The organism is Serratia nevei (assembly GCF_024160145.1).
In the GTDB taxonomy this organism is placed as follows: Bacteria; Pseudomonadota; Gammaproteobacteria; order Enterobacterales; family Enterobacteriaceae; genus Serratia; species Serratia nevei_A.
Genome location: NZ_JAMYWQ010000024.1, coordinates 39,416 through 58,986, shown reverse-complemented (window position 1 = coordinate 58,986; position 19,571 = coordinate 39,416). Strand labels below are relative to the sequence as shown.

Sequence of the window (19,571 nt, the reverse complement as noted above, 5' to 3'; positions counted from 1 at the left end):
CGATGACTCAATCCAGCTATAACGCTGATGCCATTGAAGTACTCAGCGGTCTAGAACCAGTGCGCCGTCGTCCCGGCATGTATACCGACACGACGCGCCCAAACCACCTCGGCCAAGAGGTGATCGATAACAGCGTCGACGAAGCGTTGGCCGGCCACGCCAAGCGTATCGACGTGATTCTGCACGCCGATCAATCGCTGGAAGTGATCGACGACGGCCGCGGCATGCCGGTGGACATCCACCCGGAAGAGGGCGTGCCGGCGGTTGAGCTGATCCTGTGCCGGCTGCACGCCGGCGGTAAATTCTCGAATAAAAACTACCAGTTCTCCGGCGGCCTGCACGGCGTGGGGATCTCGGTGGTCAACGCCCTGTCGAAGCGGGTGGAAGTCAACGTGCGCCGCGACGGCAACGTCTACGGCATCGCCTTCGAAAACGGCGACAAGGTGCAAGACCTGACGGTGACCGGCAGCTGCGGCAAACGCAATACCGGCACCAGCGTGCACTTCTGGCCCGACGAACAGTTCTTCGACAGCCCGCGCTTCTCGGTATCGCGCCTGACTCACCTGCTGAAAGCCAAAGCGGTGCTGTGCCCCGGCGTCGAGATCTATTTCATCGATAAGGTGAACAACACCGAACAGCGCTGGTGCTACCAGGACGGCCTGACCGACTACCTGATGGAAGCGGTCAACGGCCTGATTACCCTGCCGGAAGCGCCGTTCGTCGGCAATTTCGCCGGTGACACCGAAGCGGTGGACTGGGCGCTGCTGTGGTTGCCGGAAGGCGGTGAGCTGCTGACCGAAAGCTACGTCAACCTGATCCCGACCATGCAGGGTGGCACCCACGTCAACGGCCTGCGTCAGGGGCTGCTGGACGCGATGCGCGAGTTCTGCGAATTCCGCAATATTCTGCCGCGCGGCGTGAAGCTGTCGGCGGAGGATATCTGGGATCGCTGTGCCTACGTGCTGTCGGTGAAGATGCAGGATCCGCAGTTCGCCGGGCAGACCAAAGAGCGTCTCTCCTCGCGCCAGTGCGCGGCCTTCGTTTCCGGCGTGGTGAAAGATGCCTTCAGCCTGTGGCTGAACCAGAACGTTCAGGCGGCGGAGCAACTGGCCGAGCTGGCGATCTCCAGCGCCCAGCGCCGTCTGCGCGCCGCCAAGAAAGTGGTGCGCAAGAAGCTGACCAGCGGGCCGGCGTTGCCGGGCAAGCTGGCGGACTGCACCTCGCAGGATCTGGCCATGACCGAACTGTTCCTGGTGGAAGGGGACTCGGCGGGCGGATCGGCCAAGCAGGCGCGCGATCGTGAATATCAGGCGATCATGCCGCTGAAGGGCAAGATCCTGAATACCTGGGAAGTCTCCTCGGACGAAGTGCTGGCCTCGCAGGAAGTGCACGACATTTCCGTGGCGATCGGCATCGATCCGGACAGCGAAGATCTCAGCCAGCTGCGCTACGGCAAAATCTGCATCCTGGCGGATGCGGACTCCGACGGCCTGCACATCGCCACGCTGCTGTGCGCGCTGTTCGTGCGCCACTTCCGTTCGCTGGTGAAAGGCGGCCACGTTTATGTCGCCATGCCGCCGCTGTACCGTATCGATCTCGGTAAAGAGGTGTTCTACGCGCTGGATGAAGAAGAGAAAGCCGGCGTGTTGGAACAGCTGAAACGCAAGAAGGGCAAGCCGAACGTACAGCGCTTTAAAGGGCTGGGCGAGATGAACCCGCTGCAGCTGCGCGAAACCACCCTCGATCCGAACACCCGCCGCCTGGTGCAACTGACGGTGGCAGAGGATGACGTCGATCAGACGTTGGCGGTGATGGACATGCTGTTGGCCAAGAAGCGTTCGGAAGATCGCCGCAACTGGCTGCAAGACAAGGGCGACATGGCCGAACTGGCGGTCTGAGCCTGACCCTGGCCCGGTGAAACGCCGGGCCTGCTTTCCCGCAGGGCGTTGCATGCGGCGCCCGTCAACCTGGGGCGAACCGCGTGAAGATCACCCTCGAAGAGCTGCTGGCGTTCACGGCGGTGGTCGACAGCGGTTCGGTCACCGCCGCCGCCGATCGGCTCGGCCAAACCACCTCCGGCGTCAGCCGCGCACTCAGCCGCCTGGAAACGAAACTCGACGCTACGCTTTTGCGCCGCACCACGCGCCGCCTGAGCCTGACCGAAGAAGGGCAGAGCTTCCTGGCGCCCGCGCGTGAAATACTGCGTTCGGTGGATCAGGCCGAAGAGTTGATGGCGCTGCGGCGCCGGTTGCCCGCCGGTCGGCTGCGGGTCAACGCCGCCGCCCCTTTCATGGCGCACGTGCTGGTGCCGATGGTGGCGGAGTTTCGCCGCCGTTATCCGCAGATTGAGCTGGAGCTGGACACCGACGATCGCAATATCGACCTGCTGGAGAAACGCGCCGATATCGCGATCCGCATCGGCGCGCTGCGTGACTCCACGCTCCACGCGCGCCTGCTGGGCAACAGCCGGTTGCGCATTCTCGCCAGCCCGGATTACCTGCAACGGCATGGCGAACCGCGCGGCGTGGAAGATCTGCACCGCCATTGCCTGTTGGGATTCACCTACCCGGAGGCGCTGAACCAGTGGCCGCTGCGTCATCGGCAGGCGCGGCATTTCGCCATCGAACCGACGATCTCGGCCTCCAGCGGGGAGACGCTGCGTGAGTTGGCGCTGCGCGGGGCGGGCATTGTCCAGCTGGCGGATTTCATGACCCGACGCGATCGGGAAGCGGGCAGGCTGGTGCCGCTGCTGGTGCGGGAGACGCTGGACGTGCGTCAACCGATCAACGCGGTGTATTACCACAACGCCCAGCTGGCGGCGCGCCTCACCTGTTTTCTCGACTACGTCAGCGCCCGCCTTGAGGGGGAGCCTTCAGAGGCCGCAGAGGGCCTCTGAAGGGATTACCGCGCGTTTTCCAGCACGTAGATCTCGGTGCCCAGCACGGAGTCCTTGATGGTCTCGCGGTGCTTGAGCATATGCTCGATCTGCAGGTGTTTTTCCAGATGCGCCTGGCTTTGCCATTTTTCCAGCATAAACACCGAGTCCGGCGACAGTTTCTGCCAGGGCGCCTGCGTGTGGCTGTCTACCATCGGCGTGTATTCGCCGCAGCCTTCTTCCGCCAGCACCAGCGGCACCAGTTTTTCAATGGCTTGCAACACGGTGGCGCGGTGGCCGGGTTTGACTTTGATTTCTGCGATTACGGTGATCATCATTACCTCGTTGGTTAAGCCCTTCGCTGCCAGTTAAGCAAATATTTCCGCCAGATGCTCGCGATAACGTGCGATGTCCGTTTCGATATCCGGTTGTTTTATCACGTCATTGCAGATAAAGGTCGGCAAGGCTTCCATCCCCAGGAACTGGTTGGCCTTGTGGAAGTGCAGGTAGACGCCGTCGACGCCGACACCGTGGAAGAACTGGTTCGGATCGGTGAAGGCCTCGAGCGGGGCGTTCCAGGTTAGGCTCAGCAGGTATTTTTTTCCCTGAATCAGGCCGCCGGAACCGTACTTTTTGCTGGCGTCGGCGCGGCTGCGGCCATCGCTGGCGTACAGGCTGCCGTGGCCGGCGGTGAACACTTCGTCGAGGTATTTTTTCAGGATCCACGGCTCGCCCATCCACCAACCCGGCATCTGATAGATGACCGCGTCGGCCCACAGGTATTTCTGTACTTCGGCTCCGATGTCATAGCCGTCGTCGACCACCGTGACCTGCACCTGGTGCTGCAGATCGCGCAGGAAGCTTTCCGCTACGTCGCTCAGGGTTTGGTTGAGTTGGCCGTTGGAATGGCCGAATTGCTTTTTAGCGTTGATAATCAGGATATTGCTCATCTTTTGCGGCTCCCGTCAGAGTTAAGATAGAGACCGTTTTTCCGCGGCGACGCGCAAAAACGGCTTGCTGACCGAGAGTGTAATCGCTGGCTAAGCAAGTAAAAATGTGACGGCAGGCACAATAGTGTTGATTCCTAGTCAACAATAGCGACGGGGTTTTGCCTAAACCACCCGCTGGCAGCGGCTTCGACCGGCGATCCTTGCGCCAACTGTGACAGCCACCCCGCAGATGGGTTACTATCGCGGGCAGAATCGACAAGCGATACCTTATTGTCGTCCAGGGATTGCCAAGCCACGGTCTGAGGATAATTGAGTAATGAGTGATCTGACTCATGACGGTGTAGAGCGTTTACCGCTGCACACATTCACTGAAAACGCCTATCTGAACTATTCCATGTACGTCATCATGGATCGGGCGTTGCCGTACATTGGCGACGGCTTGAAGCCGGTACAACGCCGCATCATCTACGCCATGTCTGAGCTGGGGCTGAACAACAGCGCCAAATTCAAGAAATCCGCCCGTACCGTGGGTGACGTGTTGGGTAAATATCACCCGCACGGCGACAGCGCGTGTTATGAAGCCATGGTGCTGATGGCGCAGCCGTTCTCATATCGCTATCCGCTGGTGGACGGCCAGGGGAACTGGGGGGCACCGGACGATCCCAAGTCGTTCGCGGCGATGCGTTATACCGAATCGCGCCTGTCCAAATACGCCGAAGTGCTGCTGGCCGAGCTGGGGCAGGGCACCGTCGACTGGATCCCGAACTTTGACGGCACGCTGCAAGAGCCGAAGATGTTGCCGGCGCGTCTGCCGAACATCCTGCTGAACGGCACCACCGGCATCGCCGTCGGCATGGCGACCGACATTCCGCCGCACAACGTGCGCGAAGTCGCGGCGGCGGCGGTGGCGCTGCTCGACAAGCCGGGCGCCTCGCTCGACGATCTGCTCGAGTTCGTGCAGGGGCCGGACTTCCCGACCGAAGCCGAGATCATCACCCCGCGCGATGAAATTCGCAAAATTTACCAGAGCGGCCGCGGCTCGGTGCGCATGCGCGCCGTGTGGAAGAAAGAAGACGGCAGCGCGGTGATCACCGCCTTGCCGCACCAGGTGTCCGGCGCCAAGGTGCTGGAGCAGATCGCCAGCCAGATGCGCGCCAAGAAGCTGCCGATGGTCGAAGATCTGCGCGATGAGTCCGACCACGAAAACCCGACGCGTCTGGTGATCGTGCCGCGCTCCAACCGCATCGATCTGGAGCAGGTGATGAACCACCTGTTCGCCACCACCGATCTGGAACGCAGCTACCGCATCAACATGAACATGATCGGTCTGGATAACCGCCCGCAGGTGAAAGGGCTGGTGGAGATCCTCACCGAATGGCTGGCCTACCGTCGCGACACGGTGCGTCGCCGCCTGAACTACCGCCTCGAGAAAGTGCTGAAACGCCTGCATATCCTCGAAGGTTTGCTGGTGGCGTTCCTCAATATCGACGAGGTGATCCACATCATCCGCAGCGAAGATGAGCCGAAGCCGGTGCTGATGCAGCGTTTCGGCATCTCCGACACCCAGGCGGAAGCGATCCTCGAGCTGAAACTGCGCCACCTGGCCAAGCTGGAAGAGGTCAAGATCCGCGGTGAGCAGGATGAGCTGGCGAAAGAGCGCGATCAGCTGCAGGCGCTGCTGGCGTCCGAGCGCAAGCTGAACACGCTGATTAAGAAAGAGATCCAGGCCGACGCGCAAACCTACGGCGACGATCGCCGTTCGCCGCTGACCGAGCGTGCGGAAGCCAAGGCGATGAGCGAGCACGACTTCGTGCCGTCCGAGCCGGTGACCATCGTGCTGTCGGAAATGGGCTGGGTGCGTAGCGCCAAGGGCCACGACATCGATCCGGCCGGCCTGAGCTACAAGGCCGGCGACAGCTTCCGCGGCGCGGCGCGCGGCAAGAGCAACCAGCCGGTGGTGTTCATCGACTCCACCGGGCGCAGCTATGCGCTCGATCCGCTGACGCTGCCATCGGCGCGCGGGCAGGGCGAGCCGCTGACCGGCAAGCTGACGCCGCCGCCGGGTGCCACCATTGAGCAGGTGCTGATGGCGGCCGACGATCAGAAGCTGCTGATGGCGTCCGACGCCGGTTACGGCTTCGTCTGTACCTTTAACGATCTGGTGGCGCGCAACCGCGCCGGCAAGGTGATGATCACGCTGCCGGACAACGCCAGGGCGCTGCCGCCGATGGAGATCCACGGCGCAGACGACATGCTGCTGTCGATCACCGCCGCCGGGCGCATGCTGATGTTCCCGGTTGCCGATCTGCCGCAGCTGTCGAAGGGCAAAGGCAACAAGATTGTCTCCATTCCGGCGGCCCAGGCGGCGGCCGGTGAAGACAAGCTGGCCTGGCTGTTCGTGCTGCCGCCGCAGGCGTCGGTCACGCTGCACGTCGGCAAACGCAAGCTGACGCTGCGGCCGGAAGATCTGCAGAAATTCCGCGCGGAGCGCGGCCGCAAGGGCACCCAGTTGCCGCGCGGCCTGCAGCGTATCGATCGCGTCGAAGTGGATGCGCCGGTGCGGGTGCCGGGTGGCGACAGCGAAGAGTAAGCGTTACCGTCGGCGTTAACGGGCGGGGGCAGCATGCTGCGCCCGCCTTATTTATTTTTACTGGCGTTTATTTTCCAAATAGTTAACATTTCTGCGCATAAAATTATTGTGCGTATTGCCGGCTGGCGGGAAAATAGCGAGAAAGGTTAGGCGACATCGGCGTGCTTGTCGCCTGGCCGGCAAATAATGAGTAAAGGAATCTGCGCAGCGAAGTGAACTGCGTTGGCAGTGTGCTAATGAGGTTGTTATGTTATTGATTTTGCGTGCCGTTCTCGCCACTCTTTTCTGTATTCTGGTGTGTATTTTCGGTTCTGTTTATTGCTTGTTCAGCCCGCGCAATCCCCGCCATGTGGCGACCTTCGGCCACCTTTTCGGCCGCCTGTCGACGCTGTTCGGCATCAAGGTTGAGACTCGCGTGCCGGCCGATGCGGCCAACAATGGCAACTGCATCTATATCGCCAACCACCAAAATAACTACGACATGGTGACGGCCTCCAATATCGTGCAGCCGCGCACCGTGACCGTCGGTAAAAAAAGTCTGGTGTGGATCCCGTTTTTCGGCCCGCTGTATTGGCTGACCGGTAATCTGCTGATAGATCGTGATAATCGCGCCAAGGCGCACGGCACCATCGCCCTGGTGGCGGAGCAGTTCAAAAAGAAAGACATTTCGATCTGGATGTTCCCGGAAGGGACCCGCAGCCGCGGTCGCGGGCTGATGCCGTTTAAAACCGGCGCGTTCCATGCGGCCATCGCCGCCGGTGTGCCGGTTGTGCCAATCTGCGTATCGACCACCAGCGGTAATATAAATCTTAATCGCTGGAATAACGGTCATGTGATCGTCGAGATGTTGGCGCCGGTGGATACCAGCAAATACGGCAAAGAAAACGTGCGTGAGCTGGCAGCCCATTGCCGCGAGCTGATGGAGGCGAAGATCGCCGAATTGGATGCCGAAGTCGCCCAGCGCAACGCCGCCAAAAAATAATCGTCTACCGGCTTCAAAGAATATGTTTTTAATTGGCGTTCAGCGCCGTTAACGCCTGAGCGCCTGCTAATCTTGATTGGCGGGCGTTTGGGTTTTGCACACGGTTTAGTCATTGCTTTTCATGGAGAAAATATGTCACTCAGTCGACGTCAGTTTTTACAGGCATCGGGCCTGGCGCTGTGCGCGAGCGCCGTGCCGCTGAGGGCAGAGGCGAGCGGAACGCAGACCCCGTTACCCATTCCCCCACTGCTGGAGTCTCGCCGCGGCCAGCCGCTGTTCCTGACCCTGCAGCGCGCCCACTGGGCGTTTATGGATAACCGCAAAGCGGCGGTGTGGGGCGTCAACGGCATGTATTTGGGGCCGACGGTGCGGGTTTACAGCGGCGACGACGTCAAGCTGATCTACAGCAACCGCCTGCAGGAGCCGGTGGCGATGACCGTCAGCGGGCTGCAGGTGCCGGGCACGCTGATGGGCGGCGCGCCGCGCATGATGTCGCCGAACGTCGACTGGTCGCCGGTGCTGCCTATTCGTCAGGCGGCGGCCACCTGCTGGTACCACGCCAACACGCCGAACCGCATGGCGCCGCACGTTTACAACGGGCTGGCCGGGCTGTGGCTGGTGGAAGATGCCGTCAGCAAAGCGCTGCCGCTGCCCAACCACTACGGCGTCGACGATTTCCCGCTGATCATTCAGGACAAGCGCTTCGATAACTTCGGCACGCCGCAATACGATGCGCCGTCGCAGGGCGGCTTCGTCGGCGATACGCTGCTGGTTAACGGCGTGCAAAACCCGTATGTCGAAGTATCGCGCGGCTGGGTCCGTTTGCGCCTGCTCAACGCCTCCAACGCGCGCCGCTATACCCTACAGCTCAGCGACGGGCGGCCGTTCAACGTGATCGCCAGCGATCAGGGCTTCCTGCCCGCGCCGGTCGCGGTGCAGCAGCTGTCGCTGGCACCGGGCGAACGCCGGGAAGTGCTGATAGACATGTCGAAGGGCGACGAGGTGACCATAACCGCCGGTGAAGCGGCGGGCATCATGGATCGCCTGCGCGGCCTGTTCGAGCCGTCGAGCATTCTGGTGTCCACCCAGGTACTGACGCTGCGCCCGACCGGCCTGCTGCCGCTGGTGACCGACAACCTGCCGATGCGCCTGCTGGCGGATCAGCTGTTGGACGGCAGTGCCAGCCGCACCCGCGATTTCCGCCTGGGCGACGGCGGCGTCGGCATCAACGGCGCGATTTGGGACATGAACCGCACCGACGTACAGGCGCAACAAGGCACCTGGGAGCGCTGGAACATCCATGCAGATACGCCGCAGGCGTTCCATATTCAGGGCGTGCAGTTCCTGATCAAGCGCGTCAACGGCGCGCAGCCGATGGCGGAAGATCGCGGCTGGAAGGACACCGTCTGGGTCGATGGCGACGTCGAGCTGCTGGTGTATTTCAACCAACCTACCTCCGAACACTTCCCGTTCCTGTATTACAGTCAGACGCTGGAGATGGCCGATCGCGGCACCGCCGGCCAGCTGATGGTGCAGCCGGCGATGTAATCTGCGCAGCAGGCCCCTGCGATCGCAGGGGCCATTAAGCTTCTGCCCGTATTGTGGTTCGGTTTTAATTTTTATTTTTTATATTCTCGTTTTTCCTTTTTAATAACGTCAATTATTGAAATAGCACCCTGCCAAATAGTCCTGATATGCGTCTTTAAAGGACCTTTCTATGCCATTTTCTCGGTGTCATATTTTTATCGCACGATTAGGTGCGATAAACGGGAAAATAGCTATGAAGAAGATACTCTGTACTTTGTTTTTATTATCGACAGCGGCTTTTGCCAAGGGCGATTTATCACCATTGCCGGACGGCGGAGCCAATAATTTCCTCTCCCCGAAGGGGCCGGATATTATAGAAAAAGGGTCGCCTTTATTATTAGGCAAGGCAAATCGCACCTATACGTATATGCGCTGCTATTATCGCATTAATTCCGCCAGCACCACGCCACAGGCGGATTATCTCTGGGCAAGAGCGCTGAATTCAACGGCATATTATCGCCTGGAGGGAAATTGGTGGTCGTCGCTGGCAGTATCATGGAAAAACATGTTTTACAGCGACACGCCACTCAGCGCCTTGCAGCAAGTGTGTGACAACACCTTGAGCCGGGCCGGCGTTCACCAGCCTCTGGCGATGATTGCCGCGGCTAACAATAAGTTGTCCTTCAACTATACCGTCTGGAGTAACGATCCGCCGGCACAGAGCGCCGCGATCAATAAAATCATCGTATTTGGCGATAGTTTAAGCGATACGAATAATGTTTTTAACGCCTCTCTATGGCGTTTCCCTAACCCGAAAAGTTGGTTTTTGGGGCGGTTCAGCAATGGCCCAACGTGGGTGGAATATCTGGCTAAACAAAGTCGGCTGCCCCTTTATAATTGGGCTGTGGGCGGTGCGGCTTCCAAGCAGCAAAAATGGGTGATACCCGGCCTACTTGAGCAGGTGGACTCGTGGTTGATTTATATGAAGGAGGCCAAAAACTATCGACCTGAAAACTCACTGTTTACCGTTTGGATCGGAGCCAATGATTTGGTGACCTACAATCAAGGTGTCGACGGGCTTATTGAAAACCAAGGCAAGGCGTTAACGCGATTAGCCAGCGCCGGTGCGAAAAAGATATTGGTGCTTAATCTGCCAGACATTACGCGCGCGCCTGAATTTGCTCATCGTAAGGATGGAGCAGAGATAAAACGACAGATTGATGATTATAATCGGCGCATCAAACAGGTGGCGGATGATATCAACAGCCGTTATCCATCACAGCCGGTGATGTTGTTTGATCTTGCGGCGCTGTTTACGGATATGCTGGATAATCCGGAACGTTATCAGGTCAGCGAAGTGAAAACGTCGTGTCTGGATATCCAGGCACCTTCATCACTGAATTATATCAATGCGATCCCTGTGCGCGCTGCTTGCACTGATGCGGATAGCTACGTGTTTTGGGATCTTCTGCACCCGACAACACATACTCATCGGCTATTGGCGGAGCATATTTTTAACTATTTGAAACAACAGCAGGTGTGGCGCTAACGCCATTGGGCGTCGTGACAACGGCCTGTAAAGTATCATTAGAACCTTAAGTGAAAGTTGCCGGTCTGAATTCCGTCCATGGCGGGGTTCAGGCCTTTTTACCTGCCCTGAAGCATAACGATGTCTGCCGCCTGGCATAGGTTGGCCACTCAGGGGGAGTTAATCGCTTGCTATTTCAAGTGAAGTAAAAATGAGTGGGATTGGTGGCCCGATGGCCAGGGCAAGGAAACTGGTGTTGTGCGCAGGCAAAAGTACCTGAAAGTAATTTAAAATTCAAAGCAAGTTGAATCGGTCATGCTCTACTTGTTATACGGGCATTGATACCGAGTGACTCCACTGTTGCGCGCCCCTTTTGGCCATATGCGCGATCAGTTGTTGGCTGTCATTTAACTGCGCCACATTACTGTAGATGTGGTGGGTTAAATTGGTGTTGGGTAAACATAGGCTGTGGCATTCGTATTCGTCGAAATTGATGACGGATCTCATCGACTCGAGAATAAAGGTGACGGCTTTGCCTTGCCTGATCAAATTAAGCCGCAGTTGAAGGTTATCGATATTCATCACGTCTCGGGAAAAGCCCTGCAGCTGCAGCTGTGCATGATAATGCTTGAATATCGGTGTCTCGGAGACATAGTTGCTCTGTACCCAAGGCAATGTGCGGTAGCGTTCAGAGGGCTGTTTTACCTGGTGAAGCAGCAACAGTCGCTCTTCGGCGCATAAATGTTGGGTGAAGGGAGAGAGTTCAAGAGGCTCTATGCTGAAGAGCAAATCAAGCCGATTGAGCTCGTTACGGCTTATGCCATCGGTCGGCATCAAACGCACCAGATTAATGGTCATTGCGGGGTTTTTCATTAGCAGATAGTCAATCACCGTATTGACGTGAGTGGGCTCGGGGCCGTAAATGCCAACCTGAATATGGTTCTTCTCTTTATGGCTTTCTTTGATGCGGTTGAGCTCTTCATAATGGACGATGACATTACTATACAAATGTTGCCCCTCTTTCGTCAGGGAAAGGCCTTGGTTGGTTCGTTCGAAAAGAGTGATGTTTAGATTCTCTTCCATCTCTTTAATTCTTTTGCTCAATGGCGATGGTGTAATGCACAACCGATCGGCGGCCTTGGTAATAGATCCCTCTTGCGCTACGGCGATAAAATAATTTACGCGTTTTGACATAAATTCCATATGTGTTCCTTTTAATACGCTGTGTACAATAATGTTTTGTTTTTAGAGCGAGATGTCCTGAGGGTGTTCATTATCTTTGAGTTAATTTACAATGAATTACACTTCTTGCCACCTTATTCCTGATGGCAAATATCATTATGCGTGATGATGATCTCCTTTTTATAAGAAGGAGGCGGTTGCGCGATAGAATATATCGCAACAATAACAATCAATACGCTGACAATACCTTTGTCGGGGTATTTTACTAGAGTAAGTTCTGGTGTTCTTAGGTTGCGGTTCGAGTGTTTAGCTTCTGTTAAATATCCGGCGACGAAATATCGTGAAGGTGAGGTCTCATCCCTGACTGGCATCTGTCGTTCGCGAACCGGCTGCGAGATACCCGGGATGGGGGAGGAGGCCAACGGCGAGCGAACAGGGATCGTGCTATGACGCGCATTGTCCGAGAAATAACGCGGCCAGGCTTCACCGCCTTATAGAGTAAGATCGCAGAAGCGAAAGAGCAGGCTCTCTTTTCCATGAAACTCCTTATCCGTGTGTGTAGGTGAAACTGAACGGGCCAAAGTATTTTGGAATGCTGACTACAGGGTGTATAGGGTTGAATGGAGCAGCACTCATGATTAAAAAGGACATTTGCATGCGTGTTCCGATGGCGGAGCGATGCATAAAAGGACATGGCGGCGTGACTTCGCCGATGAAGATACCGGCAATCTGTCGGCGCAGAGCCGCACCGCTTGTCCATGTGATCAGGAAACGTCCGTCAACAGAGTGCCGACACTCATCTTGGCAGCGGTAAGGAACAGCTTCGCGAGCTGCTGCGCTTCGGCGCCAGAGAGGTTCTTCTCCGCGTTATTGATGTCATTGCTCACAAACTCAATGGCATTGCCGATTTTCAACATTTGGTTGCTGAGTTCGAGCAGGTCTTGTGAAAACGCTGCGGTTTGCGTGGCAAAGCTCTGCTGCTGTCGAATACTCGATTTTTGCTCAGAGATTTGCCGTTCGATGCTGCGCACTTTGTCTTGCGCCTGGCTAAGCAATACCGCCATGGTGATGAGGCCTGGTATGCCAAAGATACCTAGCGCAATAAAGTAAAGTTTTTTCTTATTCAACTCATCGAGCTGCTGTTGGCTGCCCTGCAAATTCGATTGCAGCCCGGAGATAGTGGCCTGCAAATCGATAATGATGCGTTGCAGAGCGAGATTATTCTCGGTTACGGCGGCGTCCGTGCTTTGCGTTCGGCTTTGCACTTTGGCAACCTGCGCCATGACGCCGGCGATCTCTTCTTTGCTTTGACGAATGAAGCGACTCAGTTCTGCTACCGGCAGCGTTTCCAACGCCGCCAGCTTTTCGTCCAACTGGGCTTCCAGTTTTACACCCCAGGCGGTCACATCGCGTTGCATCTGCTTAAGGTCCGGCAACAGCGCGTTGATCGCGGTTTGGATATTGCGTTGAAGTAAGACGGCGTTCGCCGGCAAACCTGGGAACTTTTGAATGGCGTCGCCGGTGCGGGACAAATTGTCGATAACTTGCGTCAGCATTCCACTGCTCATAAGGGGGTCTCCTAAAAGGGGCAAGGGAAGCTTGCCCCGGTGATATAAGCCGTTAAGCTGCCAGGCGCTTAACGAAATCGGCAATACTTTGGTTCGCCGGTACTTCTCGCACCACCACGCCGGCCATCTGCTGTTTGATGATTTTCGTTCCATCCAACACTTTGGTTACTGACGTTTGCGAAGCGGTCAGGAACAGTTGGCGCAGGAAGCTGTCATCAATGATCCCTTTGCGCAAGTTCGCGTTGAGGGTATCCAGCTCGGAGGTGAGGGAGTCCCAGGCGTTGCTCATTTGCGTTGCCGCAGTCACTGCGCTTTGTGCCTGAGTCTGCAGCCCCTGGTAGCCGGAGCCGATCTGGCTGGCGACCAACACTTCACTGTTGAGTTGGCTGCGGTCACGGTAAAGTTTTTCACGTGCACTCAATGATTTATCCAGCACGATCGCGCCGCCGATCACGCCGCCCGCGCCGGCGGTCATCATGGCGATCCCGCCCATGACGACCGGTGTTGAGGTGCCCGCAGTCACCAGCCCGGCTACGGCGCCGATGGCGGTTACAATCGCCCCCCCGATAATTAACAACCCGCCCACGACGATGCCGGCAATGGCACCGTCGATTGCGGCGTTAATGCTGTCGATATCCCGATTGAGCTGTTCCAGAACGCCATTGTTGCCATTGACCACGTTATTCAGGTTGACCACAATCAGTTGATAATTGTTTGAATCGATGATCAGCTTATCATTCAACGAACCGATCGTTCGGCGAGTGTTCGCCGAGATTTCCTGATACTCTCTGGCTTTATCGCTGACCATGCCCAGAGCGCTCAGCCATTGTTCTTTCGTTGCACCCGACGGCATGACGGTGGAAATCAGGTTCTGCGTTTCAAAATAGTCTTGAATATTGGTAACGTTTCGAATGATTAATGGCTGGATATCATTGAGATAGTGATTGGCATGTTGTTTTGCCGTTTCCAGTCCGGTATTGATCTGACGCTGGCTTTCCCGAAGATTAGGGAAACGCTCGAAATCAACCGGTATTTGCTGCCGCACGCTGTTGCAATAGGTCTGAATGTGAAGTGCCTGCGAAGACTGAGTATTCATGCCGTCGTTAATGTAGAGTGTTGGGATCGTCATGGTATTTTTCCTTATTAATGGGATTAGAGGTTAAACTTCCGGCAGGATGTTATTTCCTGCATAATTAGCTTTGGCGTTATCAATGGATTTGGAAAAAAGTTGCCACCTTTCCGCATTAAGAGAAATAATTTGTTTGGCTTGTTTAATTTCCGATGCGCTGCCGGCTTGGTTAATAATGGGCGCAGCAGCCAGATAGGCTTCTGCCACCTTGCCCCATTCTGTCGGCAGTAACGCCATGCGCTGCTCGGTGAGAGCATAGGTGTCGACAAATAATTGGGCCTGGGCTTGCACGGACTTGGCGACGGAGAGCAGTGCATTGGCGGTAGCCAAAGCCCGATAGGCCACGGCCAATTTGGCGTAGTTTGCCTTCAGTTCATTAACGGCCTGTTGTGCACCGGAGGCGCCCGCCGAGATCGCCTGAATACCGGAGATCATATAGCTGGCCTGGTCGCCAAGCGGCTTCGGAGGTGCGATTGGCGCTTCTTTCGGTTTGTTATCCGTCGGGCCGAGCGGCACGGCGGCGACGATGGATTGTCCAAGCTGCACAACCCCTTCACCCGCTTTAAAACCCGCATCTGCGATGCTTTGGATATTTTTGGCAATCGCTTCGTTGAGCTCAGCGATGATTTGTGCCTGTTGTTTCGCCTCGGCGTTCAGCCCTTGTTCGATGGCGTCAATGACATTAAGGAAATTGCCCATCAAAGGCTCCAGCATTTCGCGTCTTGCCTGCAACTGTGTGTGGACGGCTTGTGCTGCGGCCTGGTAGTGTTGCGCGACCTCGGAAAGCGCAGCTACCATTTCTGCACCTTTCTGCGACACCTGAGGATCCTCGGTGGAATACAGCGCATTGACGGCGTTGACCAGGGCGGCGAAATTTGACGCTTTGGTATATAACCCGATCAGCTCTGCGACCGTATTTTGTTTGAATACTTGCGCCTGTTGCCGCAGTTGATTTTGGTAAGCCTTGATTTTAACGGTCAGGCCAGGGTCCATACTTTGTGATGTTAATAATTGCTGGCTGAGCAACAAATTACTGTAGCTTTGATTAAGCAATGCCTGTGATGAAATGGAGATATGCATTGCCATTAGTGTTTGCGGGCTTAAATCAATACTTGTCAAGTTATTCATAATGTCCCTTTTTTGTGGTTGCTTAAATAATGCTGCGGTCGTTAATGTGATCCGTCCTCCATGCGGTTTTCCTTTTGGTGAAATAAACTTATCGCAGTTTTTCGACAATTGAATATCGTCAAAATCAACACCTAATTGTTCAAAATGGATAACGGTTTTTTTGATGGGGATGAACGATAGTTTATTTATGGGGCGTTGTGTTGCGGCTAAAAAGATCGTTTTGGTTTTCACCCCTGTCCTTTTTGATGATTAATATGACGCTTTGAGGGGATTACATTGTTGAAACGGCGGCAGGGGAATAACGCCCTGACGATGTCTTGAGGGAAAGGATTAATTGCATGAGCAAGGGGAGGGGATATGCAGCAGATTTTGTCGGCGCGCGGATTGTCATTAATTAAAAGTTATGAGGACCTGCGGCTTTCGTCCTATCGAGACAGCGGTGGCATTTGGACGATCGGGTACGGGCACAGCGGGGAGGTCAGAGCGGGGCAAACCATCAGCGAGCTTACCGCGCTGACATTGCTGCAGGCGGATGTGATGGAGTGTGAAGCGCTGCTGCACAGGATTATCGAGGTACCCCTGAATCAGGGGCAATTCGATGCTCTGGTTTCTTTTCTGTTCAATGTTGGCCCTGGTAAGGCCGGGGTGAAAAGCGGGCTGCGTTATCTGAAGTCCGGCTCGCCTTCAACATTGTTGCGGCTACTGAATGCCGGGCGATATCAAGAGGCAGCCGAACAGTTTCCTTTGTGGGCGTATGCCGGCGGCCAACGTTTACCGGGGCTGTTGCGGCGGCGCAGAGAAGAGCAGCGTCTGTTCCTGTCGGAAATGCGGCGAGTCGCCTGACCGTCTCGCGCACGCTTGCCGAGCAAGCCGCTATCGTGGTCTTTAGCGTGCGGCGGAAGGCGATTTCAATGTCGCCAGAAAAGCCTGCACCACCGGCGTAACGCTGTCGGTACGGTATACCGCGTACAGATCCGCCGGCGGCGCCTGTTGCAGCGAGCAAAAGCGCACGCCGGGCCACGGGATGCGGCCGTAGCTGTCCGGCAGCAACGTAATGCCGCAGCCTTCCGCCACCAGCGCCAGCAGGGTTTGCGGCTCGTTGACCTGATAAGCGACGTCCGGCAAAAATCCCTGCTGCAGACACAGATTGTGCAGGTACAGCCCCAGGCTGGCCTCATGCGGCGGCAGCACGATGAAGCTGTCGTTTTGCAGCGCCGCCAGCGGGATGTTTTCCTGCTGCGCCAGCGGATGGTCGAGCGGTAGCACTACGGCGATGTTCTCGCATGCCAACCGTTGGCAGGTCAATCCCGGCAGCGTCTGCTGCTGCGCCTCTCGCCAGACCCCGATATCGATATGCCGCTTTTGCAGTGCGGCGATTTGCTGGCTGGGCGTTAGCTCGTTCAACGACCAGGTGATACCGGCGCTTTGCTCGCTGAACCGCCGCAGCGCCGCGATCAGGCCCCCCCAGGCCGAGGTGCCGACCATGCCGACCACCATGTGGCCGCCTTCGCCGCGCCCCATCTGTTGTACCTGATGCAGCGCGCTGTCGGCCTGATCCAGCAGCCGCTCGACGTTGCGCAGCAGCGTGCGGCCAGCCGGCGTCAGCGTCATGGAGCGGGTGGTGCGTTTGAACAGCACCACGCCGAGCTGGCTCTCCAGCTCCTTGATGTGCTTGCTGAGCGGCGGCTGTGACATATTCAGCCGCCGAGCCGCCTGGGTGAAGTTCATCTCTTCCGCCACCACGCGGAAATAGTGCAGCAGGCGGAAGTTAATCCGGCCGGGGTCGGGCAGGGCATGGGGCTGATTCATCCGGGATATCGTCTCCTTGTGACGCAGCTCAACTTATAGGTAAATGGAATAAATCGGCCGCCAAGAATGTATTGGTCTCGGCTGAGCCTCGCTCTCTACTATGGGGATTATTATCCCCCGCTGAAAGAGAGAATACGATGTTTAATCAAGAAGATGCTTTTACCTGCGCCGATGTCGTCCGCGCACGCCTGCCGGGTTTCCAGCCGAAAGCGGCCTTGATTCTCGGCTCCGGGCTCGGCGCCCTGGCGGAGGTGATGACCGACACCGTCACCATCGACTACGCGGAGCTGCCGGGCTTTCCGGTGAGCGGCGTCGCCGGCCATGCCGGGCAGCTGGTCGCCGGCAAGCTGGAGGGCGTACCGGTAGTGTGCATGAAAGGGCGCGGTCATTTCTATGAAGGGCGCGGCATGCAGGTGATGACCACCGCGGTGCGCACCTTCAAGCTGCTGGGCTGCGAATTCCTGCTGGCGACCAACGCCGCCGGTTCGCTGCGCCGCTCGGTGGCGCCGGGCAGCCTGGTGGCCATTACCGATCACATCAACTTCATGCCGGAATCGCCGCTGGTCGGCGCCAACGACGAGCGCTTCGGGCCGCGCTTCTTCAGCCTGGCGAACGCCTACGATCGCGATCTGCGCGCCCAGCTGGCGGCGGTGGCCGAAGGCGCGGGTATCCCGCTGGCGGAAGGGGTGTTCGCCGCCTACACCGGGCCGAATTTCGAAACGCCGGCGGAGATCCGCATGATGCAGACCCTGGGCTGCGACGTGGTGGGGATGTCGATCGTGCCGGAAGTCCTGACGGCGCGCCACTGCGGCCTCAAGGTGCTGGTGGTGTCCGCGATGACCAACTACGCCGAAGGGCTGTCGGATACGCCGCTCTCCCATGAACAAACGCTCAGCTGCGCGGCGCTGGCGGCGGACGATTTCATGCGCCTGATCCGCGAGCTGTTCAAAACGCTGTAAGGCCGCAAGCAAACCGGCGGCGGGCTGCAGGGGGCCTGCCGCACCAATCATCGTTGAAAGCATAATAACAAGGTGATGGCGATGGCGATAAAAACACGATTGAAGGTAATGATTTTCCTGCAGTTCTTTATCTGGGGCGCCTGGCTGGTCACGCTGGGCTCCTACATGATCAACACGCTGCATTTCAGCGGCATGCAGGTGGGGATGGTCTACAGTGCCAAGGGCATCGCGGCGCTGATCATGCCGGGGCTGGCGGGCATCATCGCCGATCGGTGGATGAAGGCCAACTACCTGTATGCGCTTTGCCACCTGCTCGGGGCGCTGGCGCTGTACTGCGCGGCGCAGGTCGAGCAACCGATGCTGATGTTCTGGGTGATGCTGTTCAACGCCATGGTCTATATGCCGACCATCGCGCTCTCCAACGCCATTTCCTATTTTTGCCTCGAGAAGCACGGCTTTGACACGGTGAAGGACTTTCCGCCGGTGCGGGTGTATGGCACGGTGGGGTTCATTCTGGCGATGTGGCTGGTAGGTTTTAGCCGAATCGAGCTCAGCAACCTGCAGCTGTATCTGGCTTCTGCGGCGTCGCTGCTGCTGTCCGCTTATTCGCTGACGCTGCCGCGCTGCCCGACCAACCGCGCGGCCGAGTCAAAGAGCTGGGTGAGCGTGTTGGGGCTGGATGCGCTGGTGCTGTTCCGCCAGCGGCGCATGGCGCTGTTTTTCCTGTTCGCCATGTTGCTCGGTGCGGCGTTGCAGATAACCAATACCTTCGGCAACCCGTTCCTGCACGATCTGTCGCTCAATCCGCTGTATCAGGACAGCCTCAGCGTCCGGTATCCGGCGGTGCTGCTGTCGCTGTCGCAGATCTCCGAAGTGTTCTTTATCCTCACCATTCCCTTCTTCCTGCGCCGCTACGGCATCAAGCAGGTGATGTTGATCAGCATGGCGGCCTGGACGCTGCGTTTCCTGTTCCTGGCCTACGGCACGCCGGTCGGCTTTGGTTTCGTTCTGCTGCTGCTGTCGATGATCGTCTACGGTTGTGCGTTCGACTTCTTCAATATCTCCGGCGCCATCTTCGTCGAGAAAGAGGCCGATCACCGCATCCGCGCCAGCGCGCAGGGGCTGTTCATGACCATGGTCAACGGGTTGGGCGCCTATCTGGGGGCGATTGCCAGCGGCGAGGTGGTGGACTTCTTCAGCCATGACGGCGTGAAAGACTGGCAGAGCATCTGGCTGGTGTTTGCACTGTATACGCTGGTGCTGGGGATTGTGTTCGCGTTGAGTTTCAACTATCGCCACCCGCCGCAGGGGAGTGCGGCGGCGCAGTAAGGCAGGGGACGCAGC

At 57.3% G+C, this 19,571-nt stretch carries 16 protein-coding genes; 9 read left to right on the top strand and 7 right to left on the bottom strand.

The window, feature by feature from the left end; translation table 11 throughout:
- The first annotated feature begins 2 nt into the window (after nt 1–2).
- A complete protein-coding gene (gene parE, locus M6G53_RS16800; protein ID WP_253333121.1) occupies nt 3–1,898 on the top strand; it encodes a DNA topoisomerase IV subunit B in 1,896 nt (631 codons plus the stop codon).
- Nucleotides 1,899–1,981: 83 nt separating this feature from the next.
- Nucleotides 1,982–2,896, top strand: a complete 915-nt coding sequence (locus tag M6G53_RS16795; protein ID WP_253333119.1) for a LysR substrate-binding domain-containing protein — start codon at nt 1,982–1,984, stop codon at nt 2,894–2,896.
- Nucleotides 2,897–2,901: 5 nt separating this feature from the next.
- Here M6G53_RS16795 and M6G53_RS16790 read toward each other — a convergent pair whose 3' ends face one another.
- Nucleotides 2,902–3,210 carry a putative quinol monooxygenase gene (locus M6G53_RS16790; protein WP_253333154.1) on the bottom strand — a complete coding sequence of 103 codons (309 nt, stop codon included), beginning with the start codon at nt 3,208–3,210 and terminating at the stop codon, nt 2,902–2,904.
- A gap of 33 nt (nt 3,211–3,243) precedes the next feature.
- The gene (locus M6G53_RS16785) at nt 3,244–3,825 is read right to left on the bottom strand and encodes an NAD(P)H-dependent oxidoreductase (RefSeq protein WP_253333117.1); all 582 of its coding nucleotides are present in this window, start codon (nt 3,823–3,825) and stop codon (nt 3,244–3,246) included.
- Between the two features lie 316 nt (nt 3,826–4,141).
- On the opposite strand from M6G53_RS16785, the gene parC reads away from it, so the two are divergent.
- The 4 genes from parC to M6G53_RS16765 all read left to right on the top strand — a co-directional run bounded on the left by parC (nt 4,142) and on the right by M6G53_RS16765 (nt 10,473).
- Nucleotides 4,142–6,415, top strand: coding sequence for a DNA topoisomerase IV subunit A (gene parC, locus M6G53_RS16780; RefSeq protein ID WP_253333115.1), 2,274 nt, complete (start codon nt 4,142–4,144; stop codon nt 6,413–6,415).
- 247 nt (nt 6,416–6,662) lie between these two features.
- Nucleotides 6,663–7,397: a 1-acylglycerol-3-phosphate O-acyltransferase gene (locus M6G53_RS16775; RefSeq protein ID WP_253333113.1), complete on the top strand. Its 735-nt coding sequence runs from the start codon at nt 6,663–6,665 to the stop codon at nt 7,395–7,397.
- A 132-nt stretch (nt 7,398–7,529) separates the two neighbouring features.
- Nucleotides 7,530–8,945, top strand: coding sequence for a cell division protein FtsP (ftsP, locus tag M6G53_RS16770; RefSeq protein WP_253333111.1), 1,416 nt, complete (start codon nt 7,530–7,532; stop codon nt 8,943–8,945).
- Nucleotides 8,946–9,177: 232 nt separating this feature from the next.
- On the top strand, nt 9,178–10,473 hold the full coding sequence (locus M6G53_RS16765; protein ID WP_253333110.1) for an SGNH/GDSL hydrolase family protein: 1,296 nt from the start codon (nt 9,178–9,180) through the stop codon (nt 10,471–10,473).
- Between the two features lie 306 nt (nt 10,474–10,779).
- Here the strand turns inward: M6G53_RS16765 and M6G53_RS16760 are convergent, their stop codons facing one another.
- From M6G53_RS16760 to M6G53_RS16745, 4 genes are all read right to left on the bottom strand, one after another.
- Nucleotides 10,780–11,655: a LysR family transcriptional regulator gene (locus tag M6G53_RS16760; RefSeq protein ID WP_253333108.1), complete on the bottom strand. Its 876-nt coding sequence runs from the start codon at nt 11,653–11,655 to the stop codon at nt 10,780–10,782.
- A gap of 743 nt (nt 11,656–12,398) precedes the next feature.
- Entirely contained in the window at nt 12,399–13,202 is an 804-nt protein-coding gene (locus M6G53_RS16755; RefSeq protein ID WP_253333106.1) for a hypothetical protein, read from the bottom strand.
- Between the two features lie 52 nt (nt 13,203–13,254).
- A complete protein-coding gene (locus tag M6G53_RS16750; RefSeq protein ID WP_253333104.1) occupies nt 13,255–14,331 on the bottom strand; it encodes an HBL/NHE enterotoxin family protein in 1,077 nt (358 codons plus the stop codon).
- Nucleotides 14,332–14,361: 30 nt separating this feature from the next.
- On the bottom strand, nt 14,362–15,690 hold the full coding sequence (locus M6G53_RS16745; RefSeq protein ID WP_253333102.1) for a hypothetical protein: 1,329 nt from the start codon (nt 15,688–15,690) through the stop codon (nt 14,362–14,364).
- A gap of 126 nt (nt 15,691–15,816) precedes the next feature.
- On the opposite strand from M6G53_RS16745, the gene M6G53_RS16740 reads away from it, so the two are divergent.
- Nucleotides 15,817–16,302: a lysozyme gene (locus M6G53_RS16740; protein WP_253333100.1), complete on the top strand. Its 486-nt coding sequence runs from the start codon at nt 15,817–15,819 to the stop codon at nt 16,300–16,302.
- Between the two features lie 42 nt (nt 16,303–16,344).
- Here M6G53_RS16740 and M6G53_RS16735 read toward each other — a convergent pair whose 3' ends face one another.
- Nucleotides 16,345–17,268: a LysR family transcriptional regulator gene (locus M6G53_RS16735; RefSeq protein WP_253333097.1), complete on the bottom strand. Its 924-nt coding sequence runs from the start codon at nt 17,266–17,268 to the stop codon at nt 16,345–16,347.
- A gap of 137 nt (nt 17,269–17,405) precedes the next feature.
- Between M6G53_RS16735 and xapA the strand changes: the two genes are divergently transcribed.
- Together xapA and M6G53_RS16725 are read left to right on the top strand one after the other, a co-directional pair.
- On the top strand, nt 17,406–18,227 hold the full coding sequence (gene xapA / locus M6G53_RS16730; protein WP_253333095.1) for a xanthosine phosphorylase: 822 nt from the start codon (nt 17,406–17,408) through the stop codon (nt 18,225–18,227).
- A gap of 81 nt (nt 18,228–18,308) precedes the next feature.
- Complete coding sequence (locus M6G53_RS16725; RefSeq protein WP_253333093.1) at nt 18,309–19,556, top strand: nucleoside permease; 1,248 nt, start codon at nt 18,309–18,311, stop codon at nt 19,554–19,556.
- The last annotated feature ends 15 nt before the right edge of the window (nt 19,557–19,571 follow it).

What these genes read in the sequence shown, in the direction of transcription:
- M6G53_RS16785 (WP_253333117.1), bottom strand. Translation starts at nt 3,825, where the DNA reads ATGAGCAATATCCTGATTATCAACGCTAAAAAGCAATTCGGCCATTCC.
- M6G53_RS16725 (WP_253333093.1), top strand. Translation starts at nt 18,309, where the DNA reads ATGGCGATAAAAACACGATTGAAGGTAATGATTTTCCTGCAGTTCTTT.
- ftsP (WP_253333111.1), top strand. Translation starts at nt 7,530, where the DNA reads ATGTCACTCAGTCGACGTCAGTTTTTACAGGCATCGGGCCTGGCGCTG.
- M6G53_RS16790 (WP_253333154.1), bottom strand. Translation starts at nt 3,210, where the DNA reads ATGATCACCGTAATCGCAGAAATCAAAGTCAAACCCGGCCACCGCGCC.
- M6G53_RS16750 (WP_253333104.1), bottom strand. Translation starts at nt 14,331, where the DNA reads ATGACGATCCCAACACTCTACATTAACGACGGCATGAATACTCAGTCT.
- M6G53_RS16735 (WP_253333097.1), bottom strand. Translation starts at nt 17,268, where the DNA reads ATGAATCAGCCCCATGCCCTGCCCGACCCCGGCCGGATTAACTTCCGC.
- M6G53_RS16775 (WP_253333113.1), top strand. Translation starts at nt 6,663, where the DNA reads ATGTTATTGATTTTGCGTGCCGTTCTCGCCACTCTTTTCTGTATTCTG.
- parE (WP_253333121.1), top strand. Translation starts at nt 3, where the DNA reads ATGACTCAATCCAGCTATAACGCTGATGCCATTGAAGTACTCAGCGGT.
- M6G53_RS16760 (WP_253333108.1), bottom strand. Translation starts at nt 11,655, where the DNA reads ATGGAATTTATGTCAAAACGCGTAAATTATTTTATCGCCGTAGCGCAA.
- M6G53_RS16755 (WP_253333106.1), bottom strand. Translation starts at nt 13,202, where the DNA reads ATGAGCAGTGGAATGCTGACGCAAGTTATCGACAATTTGTCCCGCACC.
- xapA (WP_253333095.1), top strand. Translation starts at nt 17,406, where the DNA reads ATGTTTAATCAAGAAGATGCTTTTACCTGCGCCGATGTCGTCCGCGCA.
- M6G53_RS16740 (WP_253333100.1), top strand. Translation starts at nt 15,817, where the DNA reads ATGCAGCAGATTTTGTCGGCGCGCGGATTGTCATTAATTAAAAGTTAT.
- M6G53_RS16765 (WP_253333110.1), top strand. Translation starts at nt 9,178, where the DNA reads ATGAAGAAGATACTCTGTACTTTGTTTTTATTATCGACAGCGGCTTTT.
- parC (WP_253333115.1), top strand. Translation starts at nt 4,142, where the DNA reads ATGAGTGATCTGACTCATGACGGTGTAGAGCGTTTACCGCTGCACACA.